We start from the raw sequence: 21,843 nt of genomic DNA on the forward strand, positions 1-21,843 counted from the left end.
ACTGCGGGGGGCACGGGGGTGGACACAGCGCCGACCCGCCGCCGGGGCGGGGGGGGGGCCCTGGCCCCGCCCCCTCGCTCACGAGACGATCAGGAAGCCGGCTTCAGCTTCGTGAGGATCAGCGACGCGTTCGCCGTCGTCGGCTGAGGGTTCGCGTACGGGTCCTCGTCCGAGGGCCAGCCCACGAAGTTCTTGGTCGAGTACTGGGCCGCGGCCGGGCGTCCGAGGAGCGCGATGGTCGGGACCTGGTCGACGAAGACCTGCTGGACGGTCTCGAGCGCGGCGGTGCGGGCTGCTTCGTCCGTGGCGTTGGCGTACGTGGCCAGGGCTGCGGTCGCCTCGTCGTTCTTGAAGCGCCCGAAGTTCCAGTTGGCACGCTCGCCGAGCGGCATGTACTGGGCACCGTCCATCTGGTTGGAGTAGGTGTCCCAGGGGGTGGCGCCGCCGTCGGTCCAGTGCATGGAGGCCTGGAAGTCGCCTTCGGCGATCGCGGTGAACCATGCGTCGGCGTTCTGGCCCTCGACGGTGGCGTCGATGCCGAGGGGCTTGACGGCGTCGGCGACCATCTGGAGCTCGGTCAGGTAGTCGGACCAGCCCGTGGGGTTGGTGAGCGTGAACGTCACGGCGTTGCCCTCGGGGTCCTTGAGGGTCGTGCCGTCGAGGGTGTAGCCGGCGTCGGCGAGGACCTTCTTGGCGCCGTCGACGTCGACCGTGTACTTCTTGCCCTGGAAGGGCGCGGTGATGAAGTCGGTGCCGGCGGGCTCGGGCATGCCCGTGACGTTGAGCAGGGGCGGGAAGACGCCCGAGGACGCGAGGTCGGAGATCTGCTGGCGGTCGAGGACCATCTGGACGGCCTTGCGGACGGCGACGTCGTCGAACGGCTCGGTCTCGGTGTTGAGGAAGAGCGAGTCGACGCCGAGGCCCGTGGGGGCCCACTGGTTGTTCACGTCGGGGTTCGCGTCGATGTAGACCTTCTGGTAGTCGGGGATGAACGTCCATCCCCACTGCGCCTCGCCCGAGACGAGGGCGTTGGTGAGGGCGTTGTTGTCGTTGTACGAGCTGTAGCGCAGCTCCTTGACGCCGAGCTCGCCGCCCCAGTAGTCGTCGCGCGCGGTGAGGGTCGCGGCCTGCGCTGTCCAGGACTTGAGGGTGTACGGGCCGGTGCCGACGGGCTCCTCGTTCGTCCAGGTGGTCGGGTCGTCGACGTCCTTCCAGATGTGCTCGGGGACGATGAAGAGCTGGAGGATCTGGGCCTGCTTGACGAACTGGCCCGCGGTGAACGAGACCGTGACCTTGTTGCCGTCGACCGCGATGTCGCCGAAGGGCAGGGCGAACGTGTTGAGGCCCTCGTTGTCCTTGCGGATCTGGAACGAGTAGGCGATGTCCTCGGCGGTGAAGTCCTCGCCGTCGGACCACTTGACGCCGTCGCGGGCCGTGAGGGTGAGCTGCGTGTAGTCGGCGTTCCACTCCCACTCGCTCGCGAGCCACGGCGTGGGGTCCTCGGAGGGCCGCACGGTGTTGACCTGGGCGAGCGGCTCGTAGATCGCGAACGCGTAGCCGAGCGACATCGCCGAGGACGTGTTCGCGAAGGGGTTCGAGTTGTCGGTCTGCGGGCCGTTGGGCATGCCGATCGTGAGAACGTCCGAGCTGGCTGCCGACGAGGTTCCCCCGTCGCCGCTGCCGCCGCTGCATGCGGTGGCTACCAGGGCGAGGGACGTGAGCCCGATGATCGCCGTGCTGATCCTGCGCTTGTTCATGAGTGCCTCCTTGCACCGAAAATCTGAACGAACCGTACGTGCGGTCCGCGGTGAACCGGTCATCTTGCTGGTGGGACGGGGTGGGGCTGGGTCGAGCAGGCCGTGCGGGTCGTGCAGGTCGTGCGGGTCGTGCGTTCGGGGGCTGGTCGAACAGGTCGCCCAGCGCCCCGGGGTCAGTCGGGCAGGGTCGCCCGGAGCCGGAGGTCGCGGATCGACCGGCCGGCCCGCAGGACGTGCCCGCCGGCAGCGGTGACCCACTGCTGCGCGGGGACGTCCCAGGTCTGGAAGGCGCGTGCGGGGACGCGCACGCGAGCCGTGGTGGTCTCGCCCGGGGCGGCGTCGACGACGGCGAAGCCGCCGAGCCAGCGCACGGGGCGGTAGGGGGCCTCGGTCGCGTCGTGGGCCGAGGCGGTGTCGGGTTCGACGTACACCTGCACGACCTCACGGCTCGCGCGGGTGCCGGCGTTGCGGACGGTCACCTCGAGAAGGACGTCCGAGCGGTCGCCGGGGCCGACGACGGTCGCCCCCACGTACTCCCACTCGGACCAGCCGAGGCCGTGACCGAACGGGGCCGCAGGTGTGGCCCCCGTGCGCTCCCACGCGCGGTAGCCGACGTCGAGCCCTTCGGTGTACTCGACGACGCCCTCGCGGGGGATGGCGTGCGGGACGGGGACGTCCTCGGCCCGGGCGGGCAGCGTCCACGGGAGACGGCCCGAGGGCTCGGTCGCCCCGAGCAGCGCGTCGGCGAGACCGGTCCCGGCCTCCTGCCCGCCGAGCCAGGCCCACAGGACGCTCGGGGCGTCGTCGAGCCACGGCAGCAGGACGGGGGCGCCCGCGTTGACGACGACCACGGTCCTCGGGTTGGCCTGCAGGACGAGCTCGACCAACCTGTTCTGGTTGCCCGGCAGGTCGAGGTCGGGGCGGTCGTAGCCCTCGGACTCGACCTCCTCGGTCGTGCCGATCACGACGATCGCGACGTCGGCCGCGGCGGCCGCGGCGACGGCGTCGTCGAGCAGCTCCTCGGCGCTCGCGCCGGGCAGCCGGTGGACCAGCTCGCCGCGCACGAACGACGCGTACCCGACGGCGTGCACCACCTGGAGGGTGGCGTCCAGGTGCGCGGTGCGCGGCTCGGCGACCTCGACGGTCACCGTGCGTGCGACGGGGTGGTTGTGCCCCGAGCTGAGCACGACGTCCTCGTCGACCACGACGTCGCCGGTCGAGACGAGCTGGCCGTCGGCCGTGACGGTGTGGACGCCGACCGTGCCGATGCCGAGCTCGTGCGTGCCGGGCTCGTCGAGGTCGACGTCGGCGCGGACCCGCACGGCCACGGCGTCGGCGCGGACGTCCTGGAGCCAGCCGTCCCACGTCGGGGCCGTGCGGGAGTCGAGGACCTCGCCGCGGGCGTCGAGCAGCTCGACGCGCAGGCCGGGGGCACCCGTGAGCGGGTCGCTGCACCGGCCGGAGACGTCGAGCGCGGGCGGGTTGGAGCGGGAGCGCGCACCGTCGTGGACGAGCAGGCGCGTGCCCTCGGGCAGGCCTGCGCGGATCTCCTCCTCGGGGGTCGAGACGCGGTCCGGGACGACGAACGACGAGCCTCCGCCCTGCAGGAAGGGGGCGGTCGCGGCCGGGCCGAGGAGCGCCACGGTCAGGGGGCGCCCCGGGGCCGCGAGGGTGGCGGGGTCGAGGGGGACGAGCCGGGTCTCCCCGCCTGGAGCCCCTGCGCACGGTGCCACCGGTGAGTTCTTGAGCACGACGATCGAGCGGGCGACGAGCTCACGGAGGAAGGCGGCCGACGCCTCCTGGCCCGTGAGCCCGTCGCGGGCCGACGACGCGGAGGAGGGTGCGCCGTCGGGCTGGGGGCCGGTCACCCGAGCGGTGCCGGGAACGGCGCCGAGGTCGAGCGCGCCGACCCGGTGCGCCAGGCGCAGGAGGCGCAGGACCTTGTCGTCGAGCTCGGCCTCGGCGACCTCGCCCGAGCGGACGGCGTCGAGCAGGCCGTCGCCCCAGGGGCCGTCGGGGCCGGGCATCTGGAGGTCGAGCCCTCCCTCGACCGCGCCGCGGATCGACTTGGTCGCGACCCAGTCGCTCACGACGACGCCGTCGAAGCCCCACTCGTCCTTGAGGACGCCCGTGAGGAGCGGGCGGTGCTCGAGGACGGGCGCGGCGGTCTCGCCGTCGTCGACGCCCGAGTAGGCGCCCATGACGCTCCAGGCCCGGGCCTCGTGCACGACGCGCTCGAACGGCGGGAGGTAGACCTCGCGCAGCGTGCGCTCGTCGAGGCGGGCGAGGTAGCGCGTGCGCTCGGTCTCGGAGTCGTTCGCGACGTAGTGCTTGACGCTCATCCCGACGCCGTTCTCCTGCGAGGCGCGCACGAGCTCGACCGCGATCTCGGCGGTCAGGTGCGGGTCCTCGGAGTAGCACTCGAAGTGGCGGCCGCCGACGGGCGTGCGCTGGAGGTTGATCTGCGGGGCGAGGACCACGTGGACGCCGTGGCGGCGGGCCTCGGACGCGAAGAGCGCGCCGGCGCGGGCCGCGAGGTCGAGGTCCCAGGTCGCGGCGAGCGCGCTGGGGGCGGGGAGCATCGCGGAGGTCTGCGCTCCCGGTGCGGCCCCGTCGGTCTCGCCGCCCGTGCCACGCACGCCCACGGGGCCGTCCGACATCGCGACGGCGCGGAGGCCGATGCGCTCGATCGGGGTCGTGGTCCACATGCCCGCGCCGACGACGAGGGAGACCTTCTCCTCGACCGTGAGGTCTGCGGCGAGGCGCGCGAGGCGTTCCTCGGTCCCGTCGACGTCGACCGCGCCCTCAGGGCTGACGTCGGGGGTGACGTCGGTCGTGACGTCGTGGGTCTTCAGTGACACCAGGTGCTCCGTTCGGACGGCGTTGTCTGCTGGCCGATATACAACCACACTTACTTACAGGTCAGTAAGTCTACGAAGATCACAGTATGGTTGCGGTCATGACAGAGGCCACACCGGCGCGCACGCGCCGACCGCGCAAGGGCACCGCCGCCCGGCGCGAGGAGATCCTGCGCGCAGCCATGCGCGTCTTCGGGTCCAAGGGGTACCACCAGGGCTCGCTCGCCGAGGTCGCCGAGCAGGTCGGGATCACCCACGCCGGGGTGCTCCACCACTTCGGCTCCAAGAACCAGCTCCTCATCGAGGTCCTCGAGTTCCGGGACGTCGTCGACGTCGAGCACCTCGAGGGCAAGCACATCCCCGGCGGGCTCGACCTGTTCCGCCACCTCGTCACGACCGCCCGGATGAATGCCGAGCGCCCCGGCATCGTGCAGGCCTACACCGTCCTGACCGGCGAGTCCGTGACCGACCAGCACCCCGCGCGCGACTGGGCCGCGAACCGTTTCGCCGGCCTGCGCGGAGACATCACGAGCGCCCTGACCACCGTGATCGCCGAACGTCGCGAGGCCGGCCTCCTGACCCCCGAGGACGACGTCGAGCTCGACCCCGAAGCGCTCGACCGGGCCGCCAGCACCATCATCGCCGTCATGGACGGCCTCCAGACCCAGTGGTTGCTCGACCCCGACGCGGTCGACCTCGCCGGCGCCACGGCCTTCGCGATCGAGGCGATCCTGGCCTCGACGCTCGCGGCGTCCCACCGGGAGCGGCCGCTCGACTGACGGCACGCCCTCACAGTCGGTTCATAGGAACACCACAGGCGCGACCGAGACACCGCGCTCACCATGGACCCATGACCACGCCCCCCGCGCCCACGGAACCCCTCGTCTCCCCGCGCGCCCCCGAGCGCCTGACCCGGGCCGACGGCTCCCCCGTGCGTGTCCTCGTGGTCGACGACGAGCCCAACCTCGCCGAGCTCCTCACCTCTGCCCTGCGCTACGAGGGATGGGACGTCTCGACCGCCCTCGACGGGCAGTCCGCGATCCGCACGGCCCGCGACGTCGGGCCCGACGTGATCGTGCTCGACGTCATGCTGCCTGACCTCGACGGGCTCACCGTGCTGCGCCGCATCCGCGCGACCTCCCCCGACGTCCCCGTCCTGTTCCTCACGGCCCGCGACACCGTCGAGGACCGCGTCGCCGGGCTCACCGCCGGCGGCGACGACTACGTCACCAAGCCCTTCAGCCTCGAGGAGGTCGTGGCCAGGCTGCGCGGCCTCATGCGCCGCGGCGGCGCGACCGCCGCCCGCGAGGACTCGACCGTCGTGGTCGGCGACCTGGTCCTCGACGAGGACTCGCACGAGGTGTTCCGAGGCGGCGACCCCGTCCACCTGTCGGCGACCGAGTTCGAGCTCCTGCGCTACCTCATGCGCAACGCCCGGCGCGTCATGTCCAAGCCGCAGATCCTCGACCGCGTGTGGAACTACGACTTCCGCGGGCAGGCCAACATCGTCGAGCTCTACATCTCCTACCTGCGCCGCAAGATCGACAAGGGCCGCGAGCCCATGATCCACACCCTGCGCGGGGTCGGGTACGTCATCAAGCCCGCCGAGGGAGCCGCGGACACCGCACGCCCCCAGCCCGACGGCGCCGCGAAGGCCTGACGCGTGACCTCACCCCAGGCGTCGCTCACCGACCGACCGCGCACCCTGCGCCGACAGCTCGTCATGGTCCTCGTCGGGATCCTGCTCGTGCTCAGCGTCGCGCTCGCCGTCAGCTCGACGCTCGCCCTGCGCACGAGCCTGGTCGACCGCCTCGACGACGAGCTCGTCCAGGCGAGCCAGCGCGCCGAGCGCGGGCCCTCCGACCGGCCGGGCGACGGTGCGCCCCCCGCCCAGGACCCCGGTGCCGGGACCTCCCCGGGCGAGGCGCCGTCGTCGGGCACGGGGAACGACGACCCCCTGCCGCCCGGGCAGGGCGCCGGGACCATCAACGTCGTGTACGCGAACGGCGAGGTGCAGTTCGCGGGGTACGTCGACGACCTGGGCGACCGGCGCGAGCTCGACACCGCCCAGATCGACGACCTGGAGTCCGTGCCCGACGACGGAAAGCCGCACGACGTAGAGGTCGCCGACCTCGGGACGTTCCGGGCGATCTCGACCACGACCCAGCACGGCGAGCCGTCCGTCACGGCCATGAGCACCGCCTCCGTGAGCCAGACCGTCGAGGGCTACCTCCTGGTCGAGGTCGTCCTCGCGGCCATCGGGATCGCGCTCGCGTCGGTGCTCGGGACCTGGCTCGTCCGCCGCTCCCTGCGCCCGCTCGACGCCCTCGCCGACGCCGCCGTCCACGTGTCCGAGCTGCCCCTGGACCGGGGAGAGGTCGGCGAGATCCCGCGCGTCGACGAGCGCTTCACGGACGAGCGGACCGAGGTCGGACAGGTCGGCGCGGCGCTCAACCGCATGCTCGACCACGTCGAGGCGTCCCTCACCGCGCGCCACGAGTCCGAGACCCAGGTCCGCCAGTTCGTCGCCGACGCGAGCCACGAGCTGCGCACGCCCCTCGCGTCGATCCGCGGATACTCGGAGCTCGTGCGTCGCTCCCCCGACGAGGTCCCGCCCGACACCCTGCGCGCGCTCGACCGCATCGAGTCCGAGGCGCTGCGCATGGGCGAGCTCGTCGAGGACCTCCTGCTGCTCGCCCGGCTCGACGCCGGCCGACCGCTCGACCGGGAGCCGGTGGACCTCGCGGCGCTCGCGATCGACGCGGTCGCCGACGCGCACGCGGCCAGCCGCGACCACGTGTGGGAGCTGGACCTGCCACTCGCTGAGGGCGGCGCGCTGTGGGCCGACGGCGACGAGACGTTCGACATCCCCGACGTCACGGTCGTGGGCGACGAGGCACGCCTGCGCCAGGTCTTCACGAACCTGCTGGGCAACGCCCGAGTCCACACCCCGCCGGGCACGCACGTGGTCGTGGGTCTGCGGCCCGACGGCGACGACCGCGTCGTCCTGTCCGTGACCGACGACGGCCCCGGCATCCCGCCCGCCCTGCTGCCGTCGCTGTTCCAACGGTTCAGCCGCGGGGACTCGGCGCGCAACCGGGTCGGCGGCTCGACCGGGCTGGGCCTCGCGATCGCGCAGGCCGTGGTCCAGGCGCACGGCGGCGAGATCACGGTGCGCGACGCGGGCCCGGCTCCGTCGTCGGGCACGACGTTCGAGGTCCGCCTGCCACGAAAGGTCGTTCCGTAGGGGGTCGAGAACGGGGTTGAGGCCGTCATCCGACGGATGGCGACCTCAACCCCGTTCTCGGCAACGGAGGCCGCTCAGAGGGCCGCGTGGGCCTCCTTCTCCTGCTGGTACTCCTCGATCGTCAAGGTCCGCAAGCGCGAGTTGCGGCCCGTCGGGTTGTCGACGTAGCCCACGGCCGAGATGTACGGCTCGATCACGTGGATCTTCTGCAGCGGCGTCACGATGAGCAGCTGGAGCCCGAGGCTCTTGAAGAGCTCGAGCGCGAAGCGGGTCGACTCGTCGGAGCCCCGGCCGAACGCCTCGTCGATCACGACGAACCGGAACGCCTTGGACCGCACCGCGCCCCAGTCGAGCTTGAACTGGTACGCGAGCGAGGCCGCGAGGATCGTGTAGGCGAGCTTCTCCTTCTGACCGCCGGACTTGCCGCCCGAGTCGGAGTAGTGCTCGTGCTCGACGTCGTCCTCGCGCGAGCGCTCCGAGGCGGACAGCACGAACCAGCTCCGCACGTCGGTCACGCGACGCTTCCACGCCTCGTCCGCCTCGGCCTGCCCCTCGCGTCCACGGAACCGCTCGACGATCGCCTTGACCCGCAGGAACCGCTCCTCCGAGTAGTACGCGACGGTCTCCTCGCCCGTGTCCTCGTCGCGGCGCCCCTCGAGGTCGAGCCCCAGGGCACCGTCGGTGCACGCCCGCAGGTCCGCCCGGAACTCGCGCACCTCGGTGTTGGGCGTGGGCGCCATCTCGAGGCGGATGTACCGGCCGGGGTTGTAGTCGATCGCACGCAGCGAGTCGTTGATGATCTCGACGCGCTCGCGGATCAGGTCCGCCTGCTTGGAGAGCTCGGCGTGGAAGCCCGCGATGTCGCGGATCGTGTTGGTGTTGAGGTACGTCTTGAAGTCGACCTCGAAGCGCGGCAGGTCGTCGCGCGTGAGCCGCTCGTGCAGCGCCCGGTACTCGGGGGCGGACCGTACGTCGTTGTCGAGCTCGGTCGTCTCGACCGGGTACGCGGCGCGGAACGCCGTCATCTGCGCGGCGATGCGCGTCCCGAGCTGGCCCTGCCGGGCCTGTGCCTCCTCGACGCGACTCGTGAGCCGGGTCCGCAGCGCGCTCTCGACCGCGTCGGGCTCGACGTCGCCCGGAGCGCCGCCCTGGGCCGCGGCCTGGTCCCCGGCCTCGGCGTCGAACAGCCGGGCGAGCTCGACGACCAGCGCCGCGTCGAGCGGACCCTGCTCGGTGAGCACGCGCGCCGACCGGTCGCGCTGCGTGCGCGCGCTGTCCAGAGCGTGCTTGTCGGCACCCGCCGCCGAGAGCAGCGCGTCACGCTCGGACGCGATGCCCGCGGCCCGGCGCGCGAGGTCGCGGAGCTGGTCGGCGATGCGGCTGAGCTCGGTCGACGCGCCCTCGATGCGCCGCTTCTCCTCGTGGAGCTCGGCGATCGCACGCACAGGCTCCTCCCAGTCGAGCTCGCGCCACTCGCGGAACACGTCGAGCCGGTTGAGCGCGCCCGACCGCGAGACCGCCGCGTTCTTCTCGCGCCCGACCTCGTCGCGCCGCTCCTCCAGGGCCGTGCGCCGCGTCGTGACGTCGGTGGCCTCGTCGAGCAGCGCGTCGATCTTGCCCTGGTTGCTCCAGCCGAGGACGTAGCCGCTGCGGTCGCGGACAGCGCGACGGTCGTCCTTCTCGTGATGGCTGGCCGAGTGCTTGACCTGCCCCTCGCGCGTCACGGCGCGCGTCCCCCGCTGGAAGTCCGCGAGAGCCTCGGCGCACACGTAGTCAGCGCGCCGTTCGAGCTCGTCGCTCAGCCAGGTCGCGAGGTCGCCGTCCTTGACCTCGAGCAGGTCCGCGAGGAGCGGCCCGTCGTCCCGGCTCGCGGGCGTCCCGACGGCGCCGCGCCCCTTCCCCGGGCGGCCGCCGGTGGGCGCGGGCACCCGGTGGTAGACGAGCTTGGACCGCAGGTCGTGCGAGTTGATCCACGCCGAGACGGCGTCGTAGTGCTGGGCGGGCACGAGGAGCGAGAGCGCGAAGCCGCGCAGCACGCGCTCGGCGGCGCCCTCCCACTCGGCGTGCTCGGCGCGCACACCGATGAGCTCGCCCGCGAAGGGCAGGTCGGCCTCCGTGAGCCCGACGTCGGAGCACAGGCGCGAGCGCAGGTCCAGGCTCGTGCGGGGCAGGTTGGACTCGCGGTCGGCCAGCGACGTGAGCTCGGCGTTGATCTCGCGGGCCTCGGCCTCGACCGCGCGGAGCTCGGCCGCGACCTCCCCGGCGCGGCCCTCGATCTCACCGAGCGAGTCCTGCGCCTGCGCCTGAAGGTCGGCCGTGCGTCCGCGCAGCGCCACGAACTCGTCCCGTGACGTCACTGACTCCAGGCCCGCGGCGGCCAGGTAGCGCGCGTACTCGTCGGCCTTGGCGCGGCGCTCGGCCCGCTCGACCTCGCGGCGCGCGACCTCGCCCTCGATCTGCGTGAGCCGGTCGCCGCCGTGCCCGGCGCGTTCGACCTCGAGCCGTTGGCGCTCGGCGTCGAGCAGCGCGAGCTCCTCCTTGAGGCGGTCGAGGCCGTCGGCGCGGGCAGCGGTCGACGCCTCGAGCTCGCCGATGCGCAGGTCGAGCGCCGAGACCCGGCGCCCCGCGGTGAAGCCTCGCAGGGCCTCGCGCTGGGCGGACAGGGTCCGTACCTGCTCCCCCGCGGCGTCGTACGCGTCGGCGTCGGCGAGCAGGGGCGCGAGCTGGTCGATCTGCGCGCGGGCCTTGACGACGGCGTCGTGCGCGCTCGTGAGGTCGTCGAAGTGCGCGACGAGCTTCTCGGTCCAGCGGGCCGCGTCGAACGGTTCGAGCATGTGCTCGCGCACGAACTCGTTGAGGTCCCCGACCGACTTCATCGACACGGTCTGGTGGAACAGCTCCATGGCCTGCTCGGACTCGATGCCGAGCAGGCGGCGGAAGTCCCGCCCGTACTCCGGGAAGTGGTCACGGATCTGCGCGCCGGACTCGCGCAGGCGTCGGCGCAGGACGTTGATGTCCCCGTCGAAGCCCGCGAAGTCGTCGGCGATCGTCATGGGCGACGTGCTCGTGACGTAGAAGCGCTCGGGCTGGCCCTGCGCGCCGTCCTTGAGCCAGAAGACCTGCGCCAGCACGGCGCGCGAGTCGAACCCGCGGTTGGCGAACTCGCCCAGGATGACCGAGTAGGTGTGCCCGCGGCGCAGGCCCACGTGCCGGGAGGCGCCCGTGACCTCGTTGCGCTCGGACTTGTAGTGCCCGGCGACGTACGAGCGCAGCGTGCGCTCACGCGTGTCGGCCCCCGCGGCCTTGTTGTAGCTGATGCGGTTCGCGGGGAGCAGCAGCGTCGTGATCGCGTCGACGATGGTCGACTTGCCCGAGCCGATGTCCCCCGTGAGCAGGGCGTTGCGCCCTTCGAGCTCGAAGCTCCACGCGTACTTGTCGAACGTGCCCCAGTTGAGGACCTCGAGCCGGTCGAGCCGGTATCCCGACCGCTGGTCCAGGTCCGCCGCCGCGTCGTGCAGCTCGACCGCGCTGAACAGTGCCTCGGCCATCAGGCCTCCTCGTGGGTCGTGCCGGTGCCGGGCTCGGTGCCGAGCATGCGGTTGGCGTCGGTTTCGGGCCCGTTCTCGACGTCAACCGCATGCTCGGCCTGCGACAACCGAGTGGTCGGCACACCCGCGGGTGCTCCGTCGTCGGGCAGGAGCGCTCCCCCGTCGCGCGACGCGAGCTCGGCCGCGTACTCCGCGAGGCGCGCGTCGAAGTCCGCGAGCCACTGCCCGTCGACGAACGCCTTGAGGATGCGCCGCACCTCGTACGTGTCCGGGGTGTCGGGCACGGGGCGCAGGAAGCCGAGCTCGACGACGCGGCGCACGTTGGCCTCGACGCGGTCGCGCGCGCGGGCCTCGTTGCTCGACCCGGGAAGGAAGACGCGGACGAGGTCCACGATCTCGTCGCGCGTCAGGACCAGGCGCGTGTCGCCGCCCTCGGAGTCGAACTGCGCGAGGCGCTTGCGCAGCAGCGCGAGCAGCAGGCTCACGTCGAACGACAGCTCGCGGCGCGCGACCAGGCGCGGGATGAACGTGCCGTCGTGCTCGTCCTCGGGCTGTGCGCGCAGGTATGCGTACCCCTCGGACTCGTCGATCACGATCTCCAGGCCCAACGTCGCGACGAAGTCCCGCGCCTGCGCCTCGAGCGCGAGCAGGTCGCGCCACGTGCGCGTGCCCGCCTCGCGGTAGACGACGCCCTTGACGAGCGAGGTCACGACGAGCGAGAGCTCGGGGCTGGGCCCACCGGTCTGCCCGGGGCGTTCGGTCCGGACGGGCTGCTGGCTCACGGGGTTCCCTCCTGGGGAGACGGCTGGTCGGACGGCGGGCTGGGTGGGGCGGACGGCTGCTCTGACGCGGCGGACGGCTGGGCGAGCGACCGCGCGACCGCGCCCGCGAGGTCCTTGGCCCCCGTCCGCGCGAACGTGACGCGCGGGACACGGGCGACGCGCACGCGCGGCCCGGTCGGCCTCCCGGCGGACCCGTCGTCGTCCTCGGCAGACTCGCCTCCGTCGGCGGGCGCTCCTCCGGGGCCGCCCGGCACGTGATCGTCGACGACCCACCGCACCTCGTCGGTGTGCTCGGGGTCGTGCACGACGGCGAAGCGCGGGTCGTCGAGCGACAGGTACGTCACGAGCTCCGCGAGCCCCTGCTCGAGCGGGTTCTCCTCGACGAGCTGCGCGAGCGAGACCTGGCCCCGGCGGCGCAGGGCGTCGCGGACCGTGCGGCTCAGACGCTCGGGGTCGACGTGGACCTGCGTGAACAGAGCCGACGCGTCGAAGTCCGCGACGCCCGCGGTCACGCCCTCGCTCGCGAGCGGCTCCTGGTGCTGGGGCCGGTAGAGGGGGCGCTCGGTCGGCAGGTGCACGTCGATCGACGTCGCGTCCATGGTCGTCGCGAGCGGCCCGGTCTCGGCAGCCCCCAGCCGCAGGCGGTCCGGTGTGTCGCGCAGCGCGAGGGCGCGCGACTCGATGCTGCGCAGCACGTCGATGACGCGCCGGTTCTCGAGCCACACCTGGTCGTCGAGGAAGCGGCGCAGCTGCTCCGACAGGACGCGCACGGTCGACTGCGTGCGCTCGCCCGCGTCGAGCCAGTCGTAGTGGATGCGGCGCAGGCGGCGTCCGGCCGCGCGACCCGTGACGCCGGGAGCGGCCTCGCCGTCGTCCCCGACCTGCTCCTCGAGCGCGGGCAGGGCCTGGACCTTCTCGACGAGCTCGGCGAACTCCTCCTGCCGCTGGCGGTCCAGGAGGAAGTCGTAGAACGCGTGGAAGCTGCGCCCCTGGTCCGAGTCCGCGATCGCGGACCTGCTCCCGACGACCGCGTCCAGCAGGTCGCCCTTGGCGCCGTCCCAGCCCGTGATGCGTTCGCGCATCTCGCGGTCGAGGGTCCGGAAGTTCGCCTCGACCTCGCGGAAGTCCGCGAGCAGGTCGGCGGCCGTGCCCGTGAGCTGCTGGTACCGGTCGCGCTGGGCCGCGGCGTCGAGCAGCGAGAGCTGGCCTGCGCGCACGCGCTCGATCTCCTCGTCGATCCGCGCGCGGCGCGCCTCGAGCTCGCGCAGGCGCGCGTCGGCGTCGGACTCGGTGCCGACCGTTAGCTGGCGCAGCAGCTCGAAGACCGTGTTGAGTCGCGACTCCGTGCCCACGAAGCTGCGCTCGCGCAGCGCGACGACCCACGAGACGGCCTTCTCGACGGCCGGGGTCGCGTCGTAGTGCGCCTCCTCCGAGCCCGTCGGGTAGAACTTGCGCAGCCAGCCCTGCTCGGGCGCGGCCCAGTGGTCGAGGTAGGCCTTGGGCGAGCGAGGGTACCTGCGGGAATCCGCACGTGGGTCGCTCCCCTCCTGCCCGACGGCGTCGCTCCCCGCCCCGGGCTCGTCGCCCTCGGCCACGGGCCGGGGCTGCGCGCGGGGTGGCACGGGACCGTCGATCGCGTACAGCGCGTCGTCCAGGAGGGAGACCAGCTCGGCCTCACCGATCGAGCGGACGTTCTGCTCGACGAAGACCGTGCCGAGGAAGCTCAGCGCGAGCGGGGCGTTGTCCGAGCGCAGGAGGCGCCAGGCGGGGGTGCGCCGCAGGGCGTCGATGTCGTCGTGCTGCACTCAGGCCCTCTCGCGCGTGTCCGGTGTCGGTGTCGACCGGGGGCTGGGTCGTACGCCGGTCGGGGCGGTCGCCGCAGGGGATCGCACGATCAGCCGCACCGAGCATCCTAGGCGCCGGTTCCCACGATCCCGGGATCGGCACGGTCGCCCGCGGACCCCGTTGCCCCCGACCGGGTCCCTCCGTCGAACGATGTACGCGCGGCGAGCGAAGATCGGCGAGGTGGGCGACGCCGTCGGGCCTGCACCCGACCAGCATGGACACCATGCCGAGCCTCCTGGAGAACCCGCTGGTCCTGCTGATCCTCGCGTGCGAGGTCGGCTTCTGGGTCGTGCTCGGCGCAGGCCTGCTCTCGCGGTACGTGCTGCACCGGAGGCGGCTCAGCACGGTCCTGCTGCTCAGCGTGCCGCTCATCGACCTGCTGCTCGTGACCGTGTCGATCGCGGACGTCGCGGGCGGGTCGGCGCCCGAGGCAGTGCACGGGCTCGCTGCCGTGTACCTGGGGTTCACGGTGGCGTTCGGGCACTCGATCGTCTCGTGGGCCGACGTCCGCGCGGCGCACTGGTTCGGCGACGGTCCCGCACCCGTCAAGCCGCCCAAGGACGGTCTGGCAGGGCTCGTGCACGAGATGCGAGAGCTCGGCAAGGCGCTGATCGCCGCGGTGATCGCGCTCGGTGTGATCGCGACGCTCTCGACCGTCGCGGGCACCGGGCTCGTGGCCCCCGCCCAGTGGCCCGGCGACCCGCTGTGGGAATGGGCGCTGCGGGTCTCGATCGTGCTCGGGGCATGGATCGTGTTCGGTCCCGTGTGGGTGCTGCTGGGGCTGGGGAGCGAGGCGAAGGACGGCGCGAAGGACACGGGTGCTGGACGCAGCGCGGAGCCGGCGCCGGCGGGCCCGGGCGGGCCGGTGGAATCGGTCCGCCCCGTGGACTCGCCGACCCTGGTGGACTCGCCGACCCTGGTGGACTCGCGGACCCCGGTGGACTCGCCGACCCCGGTGGACTCGCGGACCCCGGTGGACTCTGTGCGGGGCTACCGGTCGGACGGTGCATGACGACGGAGACGCTGGCCGAACATGCGGTTGGCGTCTGCCGACCATGCGGTTGTGGTCGGATCCGGGCCGGATTCCGACGCCAACCGCATGGTCGGCAGCGAGGCTGGGTCGAGCGGAGGGCTCAGCCGTCCAGCCAGTCCTTGGCTGCCGCGAGGAGCTCCGCGTCGTCGAGCGAGGCGTCGAGCCGCAGCCGCGGGTCGGTCCAGCCCGCGAGCGCCCGGGCACGCTCGGCGAGCGAGTCCCACCCGGGCTCCGGGAGCGACGGGTACCGCGTGCCCCGGGTCACGAGGCGCTCGCGGTGCAGGTCCTCGTCCGCGAGGTAGACCTCGACGAACCAGAGCCGGGTGGCTGCCCGCGCCGCGAGGTCGACCCACTGCTGCCGGGCCGCGGGGTGGTCGTTGACGGCGTCGACGATCACGGCATGTCCCAGGAGCAGGTTCTCCTCGGCGGCCGCCTCGACGGCGAGGTACGCGCCCAGGCCCGTGACGTCGTCGTGCACGGCCCCCGCCCGCAGGAACGCGTCCTCGACGGGGTCGACGCTGAGCACCACCGCCCCCAGGTCGCGCGCGAGGAGGCGCGCGAGTCGACTCTTGCCGGTTCCGGGCAGTCCCGCCATGGCGATCAGCACGATCGTGAGACTAGGCCCTCGGCGACCGCGAGGCTCGCCGAACGAAGGTGCCGAGAACGAGGTTGAGGCCGCCACCGGCTCGGTAGCGACCTCAACCCCGTTCTCGACAGAGGGAGGCTACGGCGCCGTCGCTCCTAGCGTGTACGCGCCCGAGCCCGCGTACGCGTGGACCACGTACCGGTAGTACCCGGCGGTCCCCGTGTACGTGATCGCCTCCGCGGCACCCGACGACGTCGACTGTGCGACGTTCGCCCATGCGGACCCGTTCCACTTCTGCAGGTACAGGTCCAGGTCCGTACCGGTCGGGCCGCTCAGGCACACCCGGTGCGCCCCGCTGCCGGCCGTGACGTACGAACCGTTCGGCTGCGCGACCGAGGTCCCGGCCGAGACGCTGCCCTGGTAGGTGCGCGCATAGCCCGGGCACCCGGCCGGCGGCGGCTCGGTGCCCCCACCACCCGAGGTCACGAGCGTGAGCCCGTACGCCCCGAGCGCCTCGTTCACGGGCTGGAAGTACGTCGTCCCGCCCGACGAGCAGTTGCCCGACCCGCCCGAGGTCACCCCCTGCGCCTGGTTGCCCGCGAGGAGCGAGCCGCCCGAGTCGCCGGGCTCGGCGCAGACGTTCGTGCGGATGAGCCCCGAGACGGTCCCCTGCGGGTACGTCACCGAGCTGTTGTAGGCCGCGATCGTCCCGCAGCGCCAGCCCGTCGTGGAACCCGACCGGCAGACGGAGGCCCCCACGGGCGCGGCCGTCGAGCCCGCGACCGCGACGCGCCCGCCGCTGTAGTTGTTGACCGCGCCGACCGGGGTGTTGCCCGCGTCGACCTGCACCCAGGCGTAGTCGTTGCCGGGAAAGCTCGACCCGCGGAACGTGCCGCCCGGCCCGGAGGTGCGGGTGCCGACCGTGCCGCAGTGCCCGGCCGTGATGAAGCCCCCGTTCACCGCGAAGCCGACCGAGCAGCGTCCGCCCGAGCCCATGGTGTACGCGTTGCCGCCCACCACGTCGATCAGCGGACGGGGTGCCTCGGTCGTCGTCACGTAGGTGATGGCGCCCGCGGGCACACCCGCGCTCGCGGCGGCCTGCTCCGCGAGGGCGCGGCCGCCGTCGTGCACGTTGACGACGACCTGGTTGGTCGTGACGTCGACGAACCAGCTCGGCACCGCGGCCGGGTCGGTGAGCTCGCCGTCGAGCGCCGCCTTCCACGTGTCGAGCTCGGCGAGCGTGTGGTCGACGACCACCGGGGTCGCACCCGCCGCACGGACCTCGTTGGCCTCGGCGTCGTCGGCGACGCCCACGTACAGGGTGTTCTTCGCGGGGTCGACCCAGGCGCCCGCGTAGGCGTCCAGGCTGTCGGCGAGAGCGTCCTCGGTGCTCGCCGCGTCGGACTGGAACGCCAGACGCCTCGTCGCGTCCTTGGCGCTCAGCCCCAGGTCCCGCTGGAGGGCGCGGAGCACCTCGGGCGAGACCTTCGAGGAGGTCTGGGGTGAGATCGTCGGTGCATCGGGGCTGGGTGTCGCCGCGTTCGCGGCGAGCGCTGTGGGTCCGGCAACCATCGCCGTCGCGGCGCACGCCGTGGCGAGCGTCCTCCAGAATGATCGTGCCATCTCGCTGTCCCTTCGTCGGGTCCCGGGATCGCCGGGTGAACGAGGCTCACGCTAGGGAGCGGGACGCGGGCGGCACAGATGCCAGCCGGGTCATACCGGGGCGTTATGTACGGGTCTCCCCGTAGGTGTCGAGCCAGCACAGGTAGCGCGGGCTGCGGCTCACGGCGTCGTGGTGGGACCGGACCGCGGCGTCGACGAGCACCTCGACGGGCAGGTGCGCCGAGCCCCCGCGCCAGCCCACGTAGTGCGCCCACCGCAGGGGTGCGCCGTCGAGCGGCACGACCTGCGTGCCGGGGGTGTCGGGGAACGTCGGCTGGACCAGGGCGACCGCGTGCCCGGCCTGGACGAGGTCGATCACGGTCGGCCGGTCGGCCTCGCTCAGGCCCGACGGCGTGAAGCCCGCCCGCGCGCACGCCTGCGCGAAGCAGCGTTCGAAGCACCCGTCCCCGGGCCCGCTGAGCCACACCTCGTCGGCGAGCTCGCCCAGCGGGACCGACGAGCGGTCGGCGTGCGGGTGCGCGTCCGGCAGCAGCACGAACACGGGGTCGACGTCGACGCGCCACCACGTCACGCCGCCCGTCGTGGGCGGGCTGGCGTCGGAGCACAGGCCCACGAGCGCGACGTCGAGCGTGCCCGTCGCGACCTGCTGCGCGGTCTCGTCCACGGACCAGCTCGTGGCGGTCGTGACCCGGACGTCGGGCAGGGCCGTGACGAGGCGGTGCACGAACCGTCCAGCGAGCGCGCTCGCCACGGTCCCGACGCGCAGCGTCCCGGGGCCGTCCTCGTCACGGTTGACGTGCTGCTGGACGTCGTCGAGCAGCGAGGTCATGGCGGGCAGCACCATGCGGGCCCGGCCCAGGACGAGCTCCCCGAGGGCCGTGGGGTGGGCCCCTCGTTGGTCGCGCGTGAAGACCTGCCCGCCGAGGGAACGGTCGATGCGGTTGAGCTGCGCGGTCAGCGCCGGCTGGGCGATCCCGAGGGCCGCCGCGGCCCGCGTCACGCTCCCGTGGTCCGCGACGGCCACGATCAGCCGCAGGTGACGGAGCTCGAGGTCCATGCGCCTGAAACTAGCGCGGCGGGTGACGTTCCGCGCCTGCGCGGTGCGCGAGCACGGGGTTCCGAGCGGTCGAGCACGGGGTTCAGGTCGCGATCGCCCGGATGGCGACCGCAACCCCGTGCTCGGCAGCTCACCGTCCGGGAGAGCGGCCCAGGCGGCGGGCCGCCCGGCGCAGCATCGCGGTCAGCACGGGGCCATGGGCCAGGCGCACCGGGACGAAGTAGGCGCGCCCCTTCCAGCCGTGCAGACGCACGACGGTCGTGACGCGCACGAGGCGAGCGGCGCCGTCGACCCCTACCGCGCAGCGGAAGTCGAGGTGCGTGTCGTCCGCGACGATCAGCGCCTCCTCCCCCTCGACCCGGGAGACGTCGAACACGCTCTTGTAGCCGCGACTCACGCCGATGAGCGGGACGAGGGCCTGCCGCAGGACGAACGCAGCGCGCACCCACAGGGGCGTCGAGCGGACGTCGAAGATCGCGCGGGCCCACGCGGCCGGGTCTGTCGTGGCGCCGTCGGGCAGGGGCACGACCACGACGTCGGCGTGGTCGGGTCGGGGGACGTCCTCGAACGCGAGCGAGGAGAAGTGGGGCTTCACGGGTGCTGCCGTCATGGGGATCGCCTTCCTCGAACCGGACCGTACGCCGCCGTACGGTTTCTCCGTACGGTAGCGTACGGACCATGTCGCCGACCACCCGCCTCGACGCCGCCGCCTGGGTCGACGCCGCCTACGACGCCTTCACGACCGCCGGGCTCGACGCCGTCAAGGTCGAACCCGTCGCGCGCGCGCTCGGCGCGACCAAGGGGTCGTTCTACTGGCACTTCGCCGACCGCCAGGCCCTCGTCGACGCCGTCCTCGCCCGCTGGGAGGCCGAGACCGCGCGGATCGTCGAGGAGGTCGAGGCCACGCCCGGCAGCCCCGCGGACCAGCTAGCCGCGCTCTTCACCGCCGTGACGCGCCGCCGCTCACCCCGCACGGGCGAGCAGCTCCTCTACGCGCAGACCGACCTCCCGGGCGTCGCCGCGGCCATGTCCCGCGTCACGACGCAGCGGCTCGACGTCGTCACGCGCCTCCTGCGCTCGGCAGGCTTCTCCCCCGACGAGGCCCGGGCGCGCGCGACCATCGCGCTCGCGACCGTCGTGGGCGCCGAGCACCTGACCCTCGCGACCCCGGACCTCGCCCCGACGGGGAACGACGCTCGGGCCGTGCGCGAGCTGAGCCTCGCGATGATCCTCGGTCGGGACTGACGGCGAGCGGGGTGCGGCTCAGCCGCCCTGGGCCGCGACCTCGGCGTCGCTGCGCAGGACGCAGAACTCGTTGCCCTCGGGATCCGCGAGCGTGATCCACCCGGAGCCGTCGGGGCGTCGGTGGTCGGCGAGCCGGGTCGCCCCCAGACCGAGGAGCCGATCGACCTCCTGCTCGCGCGTCCCGTCGGTGGGCCGCAGGTCCAGGTGGAGCCGGTTCTTGATGTCCTTGCCCTCCGGGACCTCGATGAACAGCAGGCGCCCGCGGGACTCGGCCGGGGCGTCGGTGCCGGCGGGCGGGAAGATCATGCACTCCTCGTGGCCGGGCAGGTTCGGGTCGTCGGGGTCCTCGACGTAGCCGAGGACCCCGCACCACCAGACCGACTGCGCGTGGGCGTCGCGGGCGTCGAACGTGGTGTGCTGGATGCGAGAGGTCATGCGCTCAACCTAGGGAGGCGCGTCGCCCGCCGCACGGCCTTTCCGGTCGCTGCGGCCGACCACGGGGTTCCGTGCGGGCGAGCACGAGGTTGAGGCCGTCATCGCCGGGAGAACGACCTCAACCCCGTGCTCGGCACCCGAGTGCCAAGCCCAGTGTCACGGGAGCAGGAAGCCGTCGCGGACCAGACCGCGCACCGCCGGGAGCAGCTCGCCCGCGAGGTCGCCGGCCGGCACCTCGAACAGCGACGCGATCGCCCCGATCAGCTGTCCCACGGTGAGCTCTCCGTCGCTCGCCCCCACGAGCGCCGCGAGCCCGGTCGACGCCTGGATCCCCCGCCCCAGACCGTCGCCCTGGCGCACGATCACGACGTTGGGGTCCTCGGCCCCCGGCGTCAGGTAGTGCTCCTCGGTCACGTCGGGAGCCACCGCGAGGCGCGAGGACGCGAGCGTCGCGTCGTCGCGGGCCGCGAGCCAGTCGTGCGCCGCGAGCGAGGCGGCCAGGTGCCCGCCGAGCGGCTGACGCACGGACCCGGTGTGCTCCTCGAGTCGGCGCAGGCTCACCCGGTGCCCCTCGACGGGCTTGCGGAGCGTGACGATCCCGAAGCCCACGGCCTCGACGTCGCGCGTCGCGAAGTCGTCGAGCCACGCCTCGTACGACGCGGCCCACGCCCCCGGCTCGCGCTCGGGGGTCGTGCCGCCGTCACGGATCCACGTCTCGGCGTACTCGGCCGGGTCCAGGACCTCGCGCTGGATGATCCAGCCGTCGAGCCCGGCCTCCTCGAGCCAGGCCCCCACGCGCTCGGTCCAGGGCTCGCCACGCCGGTGCTCCCAGTTGCCGAGCATCTGCGCGACGCCGCCCGGCGCCAGCACGTCCCCGACGTTCACGATCAGGTCGCGCACCAGGTCGTCGCCCGCGCGGCCCCCGTCGCGGTACTCGTACTCGGGAAGGGCGTTGCCGGTCCCGCCCGGAACACCGCGCGGCGTGATGACGAACGGCGGGTTGGAGACCACGAGGTCGAACTGCTCGCGCGCGACGGGGTCGAGCATCGACCCTTCCCGCAGGTCCAGGCTCACCCCGTCGAGGACTGCGTTGAACTCGGCGAACCGCAGCGCACGCCGGGAGATGTCGGTCCCGACGACCGACCGTGCGTGCCGCGAGGCGTGCAGGGCCTGGATGCCGCAGCCGGTCCCGAGGTCGAGCACCCGGTCCACTGGCGTGCGCATCGTGACCTGCGCGAGCGTGATCGAGGCGCCGCCCGCGCCGAGCACGTGGTCGCCTGCGAGGCGTCGCCCGGTCGCGAGCTCGCCCAGGTCGGAGGCCAGCCACCACGTGACGGGACCGGCCGCGTCGGCCGCGGCGTAGGGGCGCAGGTCGAGGAGGGCGCGGACGCCGTCGTCGGGCCCGTTGCCCGCCGCGGCCACGAGCCCGAGGCGAGCGGCACCGTCGGTCCCCACGCCTGGCAGCGCGGCGTCGAGGTCCGCGCGGCGGACCTCGAGGCCCAGCAGGAAGAGCCCGGCGAGGACGGCCCGCGGGTCCTTCTGGCCCGACGACGCCGCACCGGTCGCGTCGTCGAGCGCGGCCCGGGCGACGCGCAGCGCGGGGACGGCCTGCTCGCGGTGCAGGGCCGCGGCGGCGAGCGGACCGAGGAAGTCCTCGACCCCGTCGACCGTGTAGGAGGCGGCCGCGAGGTCGTCGCGCAGCAGCGGCAGGAGGCGTGGGTCGATCGTGGGTTCACCGAGGGACATGCCCCCTATCCTCCCCCGGGCGACGCGCGGGGCGCCCGGGCCGACGACGAGGGGCCGGCCTCGCAGCGCGCGCTGCGGGAC

General features: G+C 73.4%; 16 protein-coding genes. 5 read left to right on the forward strand and 11 right to left on the reverse strand.

Translation table 11 applies throughout. The features are described 5' to 3' along the window. Window positions 1–89: 89 nt before the first annotated feature. The gene (locus ACFRCR_RS06355; RefSeq protein WP_377676182.1) at window positions 90–1,757 is read right to left on the reverse strand and encodes an ABC transporter substrate-binding protein; all 1,668 of its coding nucleotides are present in this window, start codon (window positions 1,755–1,757) and stop codon (window positions 90–92) included. A 173-nt stretch (window positions 1,758–1,930) separates the two neighbouring features. Next, on the reverse strand, window positions 1,931–4,618 hold the full coding sequence (locus ACFRCR_RS06360; protein ID WP_377676183.1) for a beta-glucosidase: 2,688 nt from the start codon (window positions 4,616–4,618) through the stop codon (window positions 1,931–1,933). Window positions 4,619–4,716: 98 nt separating this feature from the next. On the opposite strand from ACFRCR_RS06360, the gene ACFRCR_RS06365 reads away from it, so the two are divergent. The 3 genes from ACFRCR_RS06365 to ACFRCR_RS06375 all read left to right on the forward strand — a co-directional run bounded on the left by ACFRCR_RS06365 (window position 4,717) and on the right by ACFRCR_RS06375 (window position 7,862). Beyond that, a complete protein-coding gene (locus ACFRCR_RS06365) occupies window positions 4,717–5,394 on the forward strand; it encodes a TetR/AcrR family transcriptional regulator (protein WP_377676184.1) in 678 nt (225 codons plus the stop codon). A 71-nt stretch (window positions 5,395–5,465) separates the two neighbouring features. Further along, window positions 5,466–6,275, forward strand: coding sequence for a response regulator transcription factor (locus ACFRCR_RS06370; RefSeq protein ID WP_377676185.1), 810 nt, complete (start codon window positions 5,466–5,468; stop codon window positions 6,273–6,275). 3 nt (window positions 6,276–6,278) lie between these two features. After that, on the forward strand, window positions 6,279–7,862 hold the full coding sequence (locus ACFRCR_RS06375) for an ATP-binding protein (RefSeq protein WP_377676186.1): 1,584 nt from the start codon (window positions 6,279–6,281) through the stop codon (window positions 7,860–7,862). Between the two features lie 74 nt (window positions 7,863–7,936). Here the strand turns inward: ACFRCR_RS06375 and ACFRCR_RS06380 are convergent, their stop codons facing one another. From ACFRCR_RS06380 to ACFRCR_RS06390, 3 genes are read right to left on the reverse strand one after another with little or no spacing between them, the layout of a single operon-like run. Further along, a complete protein-coding gene (locus tag ACFRCR_RS06380) occupies window positions 7,937–11,410 on the reverse strand; it encodes an ATP-binding protein (protein ID WP_377676187.1) in 3,474 nt (1,157 codons plus the stop codon). Further along, the gene (locus tag ACFRCR_RS06385; RefSeq protein WP_377676188.1) at window positions 11,410–12,192 is read right to left on the reverse strand and encodes a DUF4194 domain-containing protein; all 783 of its coding nucleotides are present in this window, start codon (window positions 12,190–12,192) and stop codon (window positions 11,410–11,412) included. The genes ACFRCR_RS06380 and ACFRCR_RS06385 overlap by 1 nt, the downstream gene beginning before the upstream one ends. Beyond that, window positions 12,189–13,997, reverse strand: coding sequence for a DUF3375 domain-containing protein (locus ACFRCR_RS06390; protein WP_377676189.1), 1,809 nt, complete (start codon window positions 13,995–13,997; stop codon window positions 12,189–12,191). The genes ACFRCR_RS06385 and ACFRCR_RS06390 overlap by 4 nt, the downstream gene beginning before the upstream one ends. Window positions 13,998–14,260: 263 nt before the next feature. Between ACFRCR_RS06390 and ACFRCR_RS06395 the strand changes: the two genes are divergently transcribed. Next, window positions 14,261–15,049, forward strand: coding sequence for a hypothetical protein (locus tag ACFRCR_RS06395; RefSeq protein ID WP_377676190.1), 789 nt, complete (start codon window positions 14,261–14,263; stop codon window positions 15,047–15,049). 121 nt (window positions 15,050–15,170) lie between these two features. On the opposite strand, the gene ACFRCR_RS06400 is transcribed toward ACFRCR_RS06395, so the two are convergent. The 4 genes from ACFRCR_RS06400 to ACFRCR_RS06415 all read right to left on the reverse strand — a co-directional run bounded on the left by ACFRCR_RS06400 (window position 15,171) and on the right by ACFRCR_RS06415 (window position 18,946). Continuing rightward, a complete protein-coding gene (locus tag ACFRCR_RS06400; RefSeq protein WP_377676191.1) occupies window positions 15,171–15,677 on the reverse strand; it encodes an AAA family ATPase in 507 nt (168 codons plus the stop codon). A 117-nt stretch (window positions 15,678–15,794) separates the two neighbouring features. Next, window positions 15,795–17,279, reverse strand: coding sequence for a S1 family peptidase (locus ACFRCR_RS06405; RefSeq protein WP_377676192.1), 1,485 nt, complete (start codon window positions 17,277–17,279; stop codon window positions 15,795–15,797). Window positions 17,280–17,382: 103 nt separating this feature from the next. Then, window positions 17,383–18,336: a LysR family transcriptional regulator gene (locus ACFRCR_RS06410; protein WP_377676193.1), complete on the reverse strand. Its 954-nt coding sequence runs from the start codon at window positions 18,334–18,336 to the stop codon at window positions 17,383–17,385. 130 nt (window positions 18,337–18,466) lie between these two features. After that, window positions 18,467–18,946, reverse strand: coding sequence for a DUF2867 domain-containing protein (locus ACFRCR_RS06415; protein WP_377676194.1), 480 nt, complete (start codon window positions 18,944–18,946; stop codon window positions 18,467–18,469). Between the two features lie 68 nt (window positions 18,947–19,014). Here ACFRCR_RS06415 and ACFRCR_RS06420 point away from each other — a divergent pair, with 68 nt between their 5' ends. Next, window positions 19,015–19,581 (forward strand): TetR/AcrR family transcriptional regulator, encoded by a 567-nt coding sequence (locus ACFRCR_RS06420; protein ID WP_377676195.1) that lies wholly within the window; start codon window positions 19,015–19,017, stop codon window positions 19,579–19,581. 18 nt (window positions 19,582–19,599) lie between these two features. Here the strand turns inward: ACFRCR_RS06420 and ACFRCR_RS06425 are convergent, their stop codons facing one another. After that, entirely contained in the window at window positions 19,600–20,016 is a 417-nt protein-coding gene (locus ACFRCR_RS06425) for a VOC family protein (RefSeq protein ID WP_377676196.1), read from the reverse strand. Window positions 20,017–20,172: 156 nt separating this feature from the next. Further along, window positions 20,173–21,762, reverse strand: coding sequence for a methyltransferase (locus ACFRCR_RS06430; protein ID WP_377676197.1), 1,590 nt, complete (start codon window positions 21,760–21,762; stop codon window positions 20,173–20,175). Between the last annotated feature and the right edge of the window lie 81 nt (window positions 21,763–21,843).

Source organism: Oerskovia sp. NPDC056781 (assembly GCF_042789955.1).
Lineage (GTDB): Bacteria > Actinomycetota > Actinomycetes > Actinomycetales > Cellulomonadaceae > Oerskovia > Oerskovia rustica.

Coding starts and splice junctions, on each gene's coding strand:
- ACFRCR_RS06355 (WP_377676182.1), bottom strand. CDS start 1,757: ATGAACAAGCGCAGGATCAGCACGGCGATCATCGGGCTCACGTCCCTC.
- ACFRCR_RS06365 (WP_377676184.1), top strand. CDS start 4,717: ATGACAGAGGCCACACCGGCGCGCACGCGCCGACCGCGCAAGGGCACC.
- ACFRCR_RS06370 (WP_377676185.1), top strand. CDS start 5,466: ATGACCACGCCCCCCGCGCCCACGGAACCCCTCGTCTCCCCGCGCGCC.
- ACFRCR_RS06380 (WP_377676187.1), bottom strand. CDS start 11,410: ATGGCCGAGGCACTGTTCAGCGCGGTCGAGCTGCACGACGCGGCGGCG.
- ACFRCR_RS06395 (WP_377676190.1), top strand. CDS start 14,261: ATGCCGAGCCTCCTGGAGAACCCGCTGGTCCTGCTGATCCTCGCGTGC.
- ACFRCR_RS06405 (WP_377676192.1), bottom strand. CDS start 17,279: ATGGCACGATCATTCTGGAGGACGCTCGCCACGGCGTGCGCCGCGACG.
- ACFRCR_RS06410 (WP_377676193.1), bottom strand. CDS start 18,336: ATGGACCTCGAGCTCCGTCACCTGCGGCTGATCGTGGCCGTCGCGGAC.
- ACFRCR_RS06415 (WP_377676194.1), bottom strand. CDS start 18,946: ATGACGGCAGCACCCGTGAAGCCCCACTTCTCCTCGCTCGCGTTCGAG.
- ACFRCR_RS06420 (WP_377676195.1), top strand. CDS start 19,015: ATGTCGCCGACCACCCGCCTCGACGCCGCCGCCTGGGTCGACGCCGCC.
- ACFRCR_RS06425 (WP_377676196.1), bottom strand. CDS start 20,016: ATGACCTCTCGCATCCAGCACACCACGTTCGACGCCCGCGACGCCCAC.
- ACFRCR_RS06430 (WP_377676197.1), bottom strand. CDS start 21,762: ATGTCCCTCGGTGAACCCACGATCGACCCACGCCTCCTGCCGCTGCTG.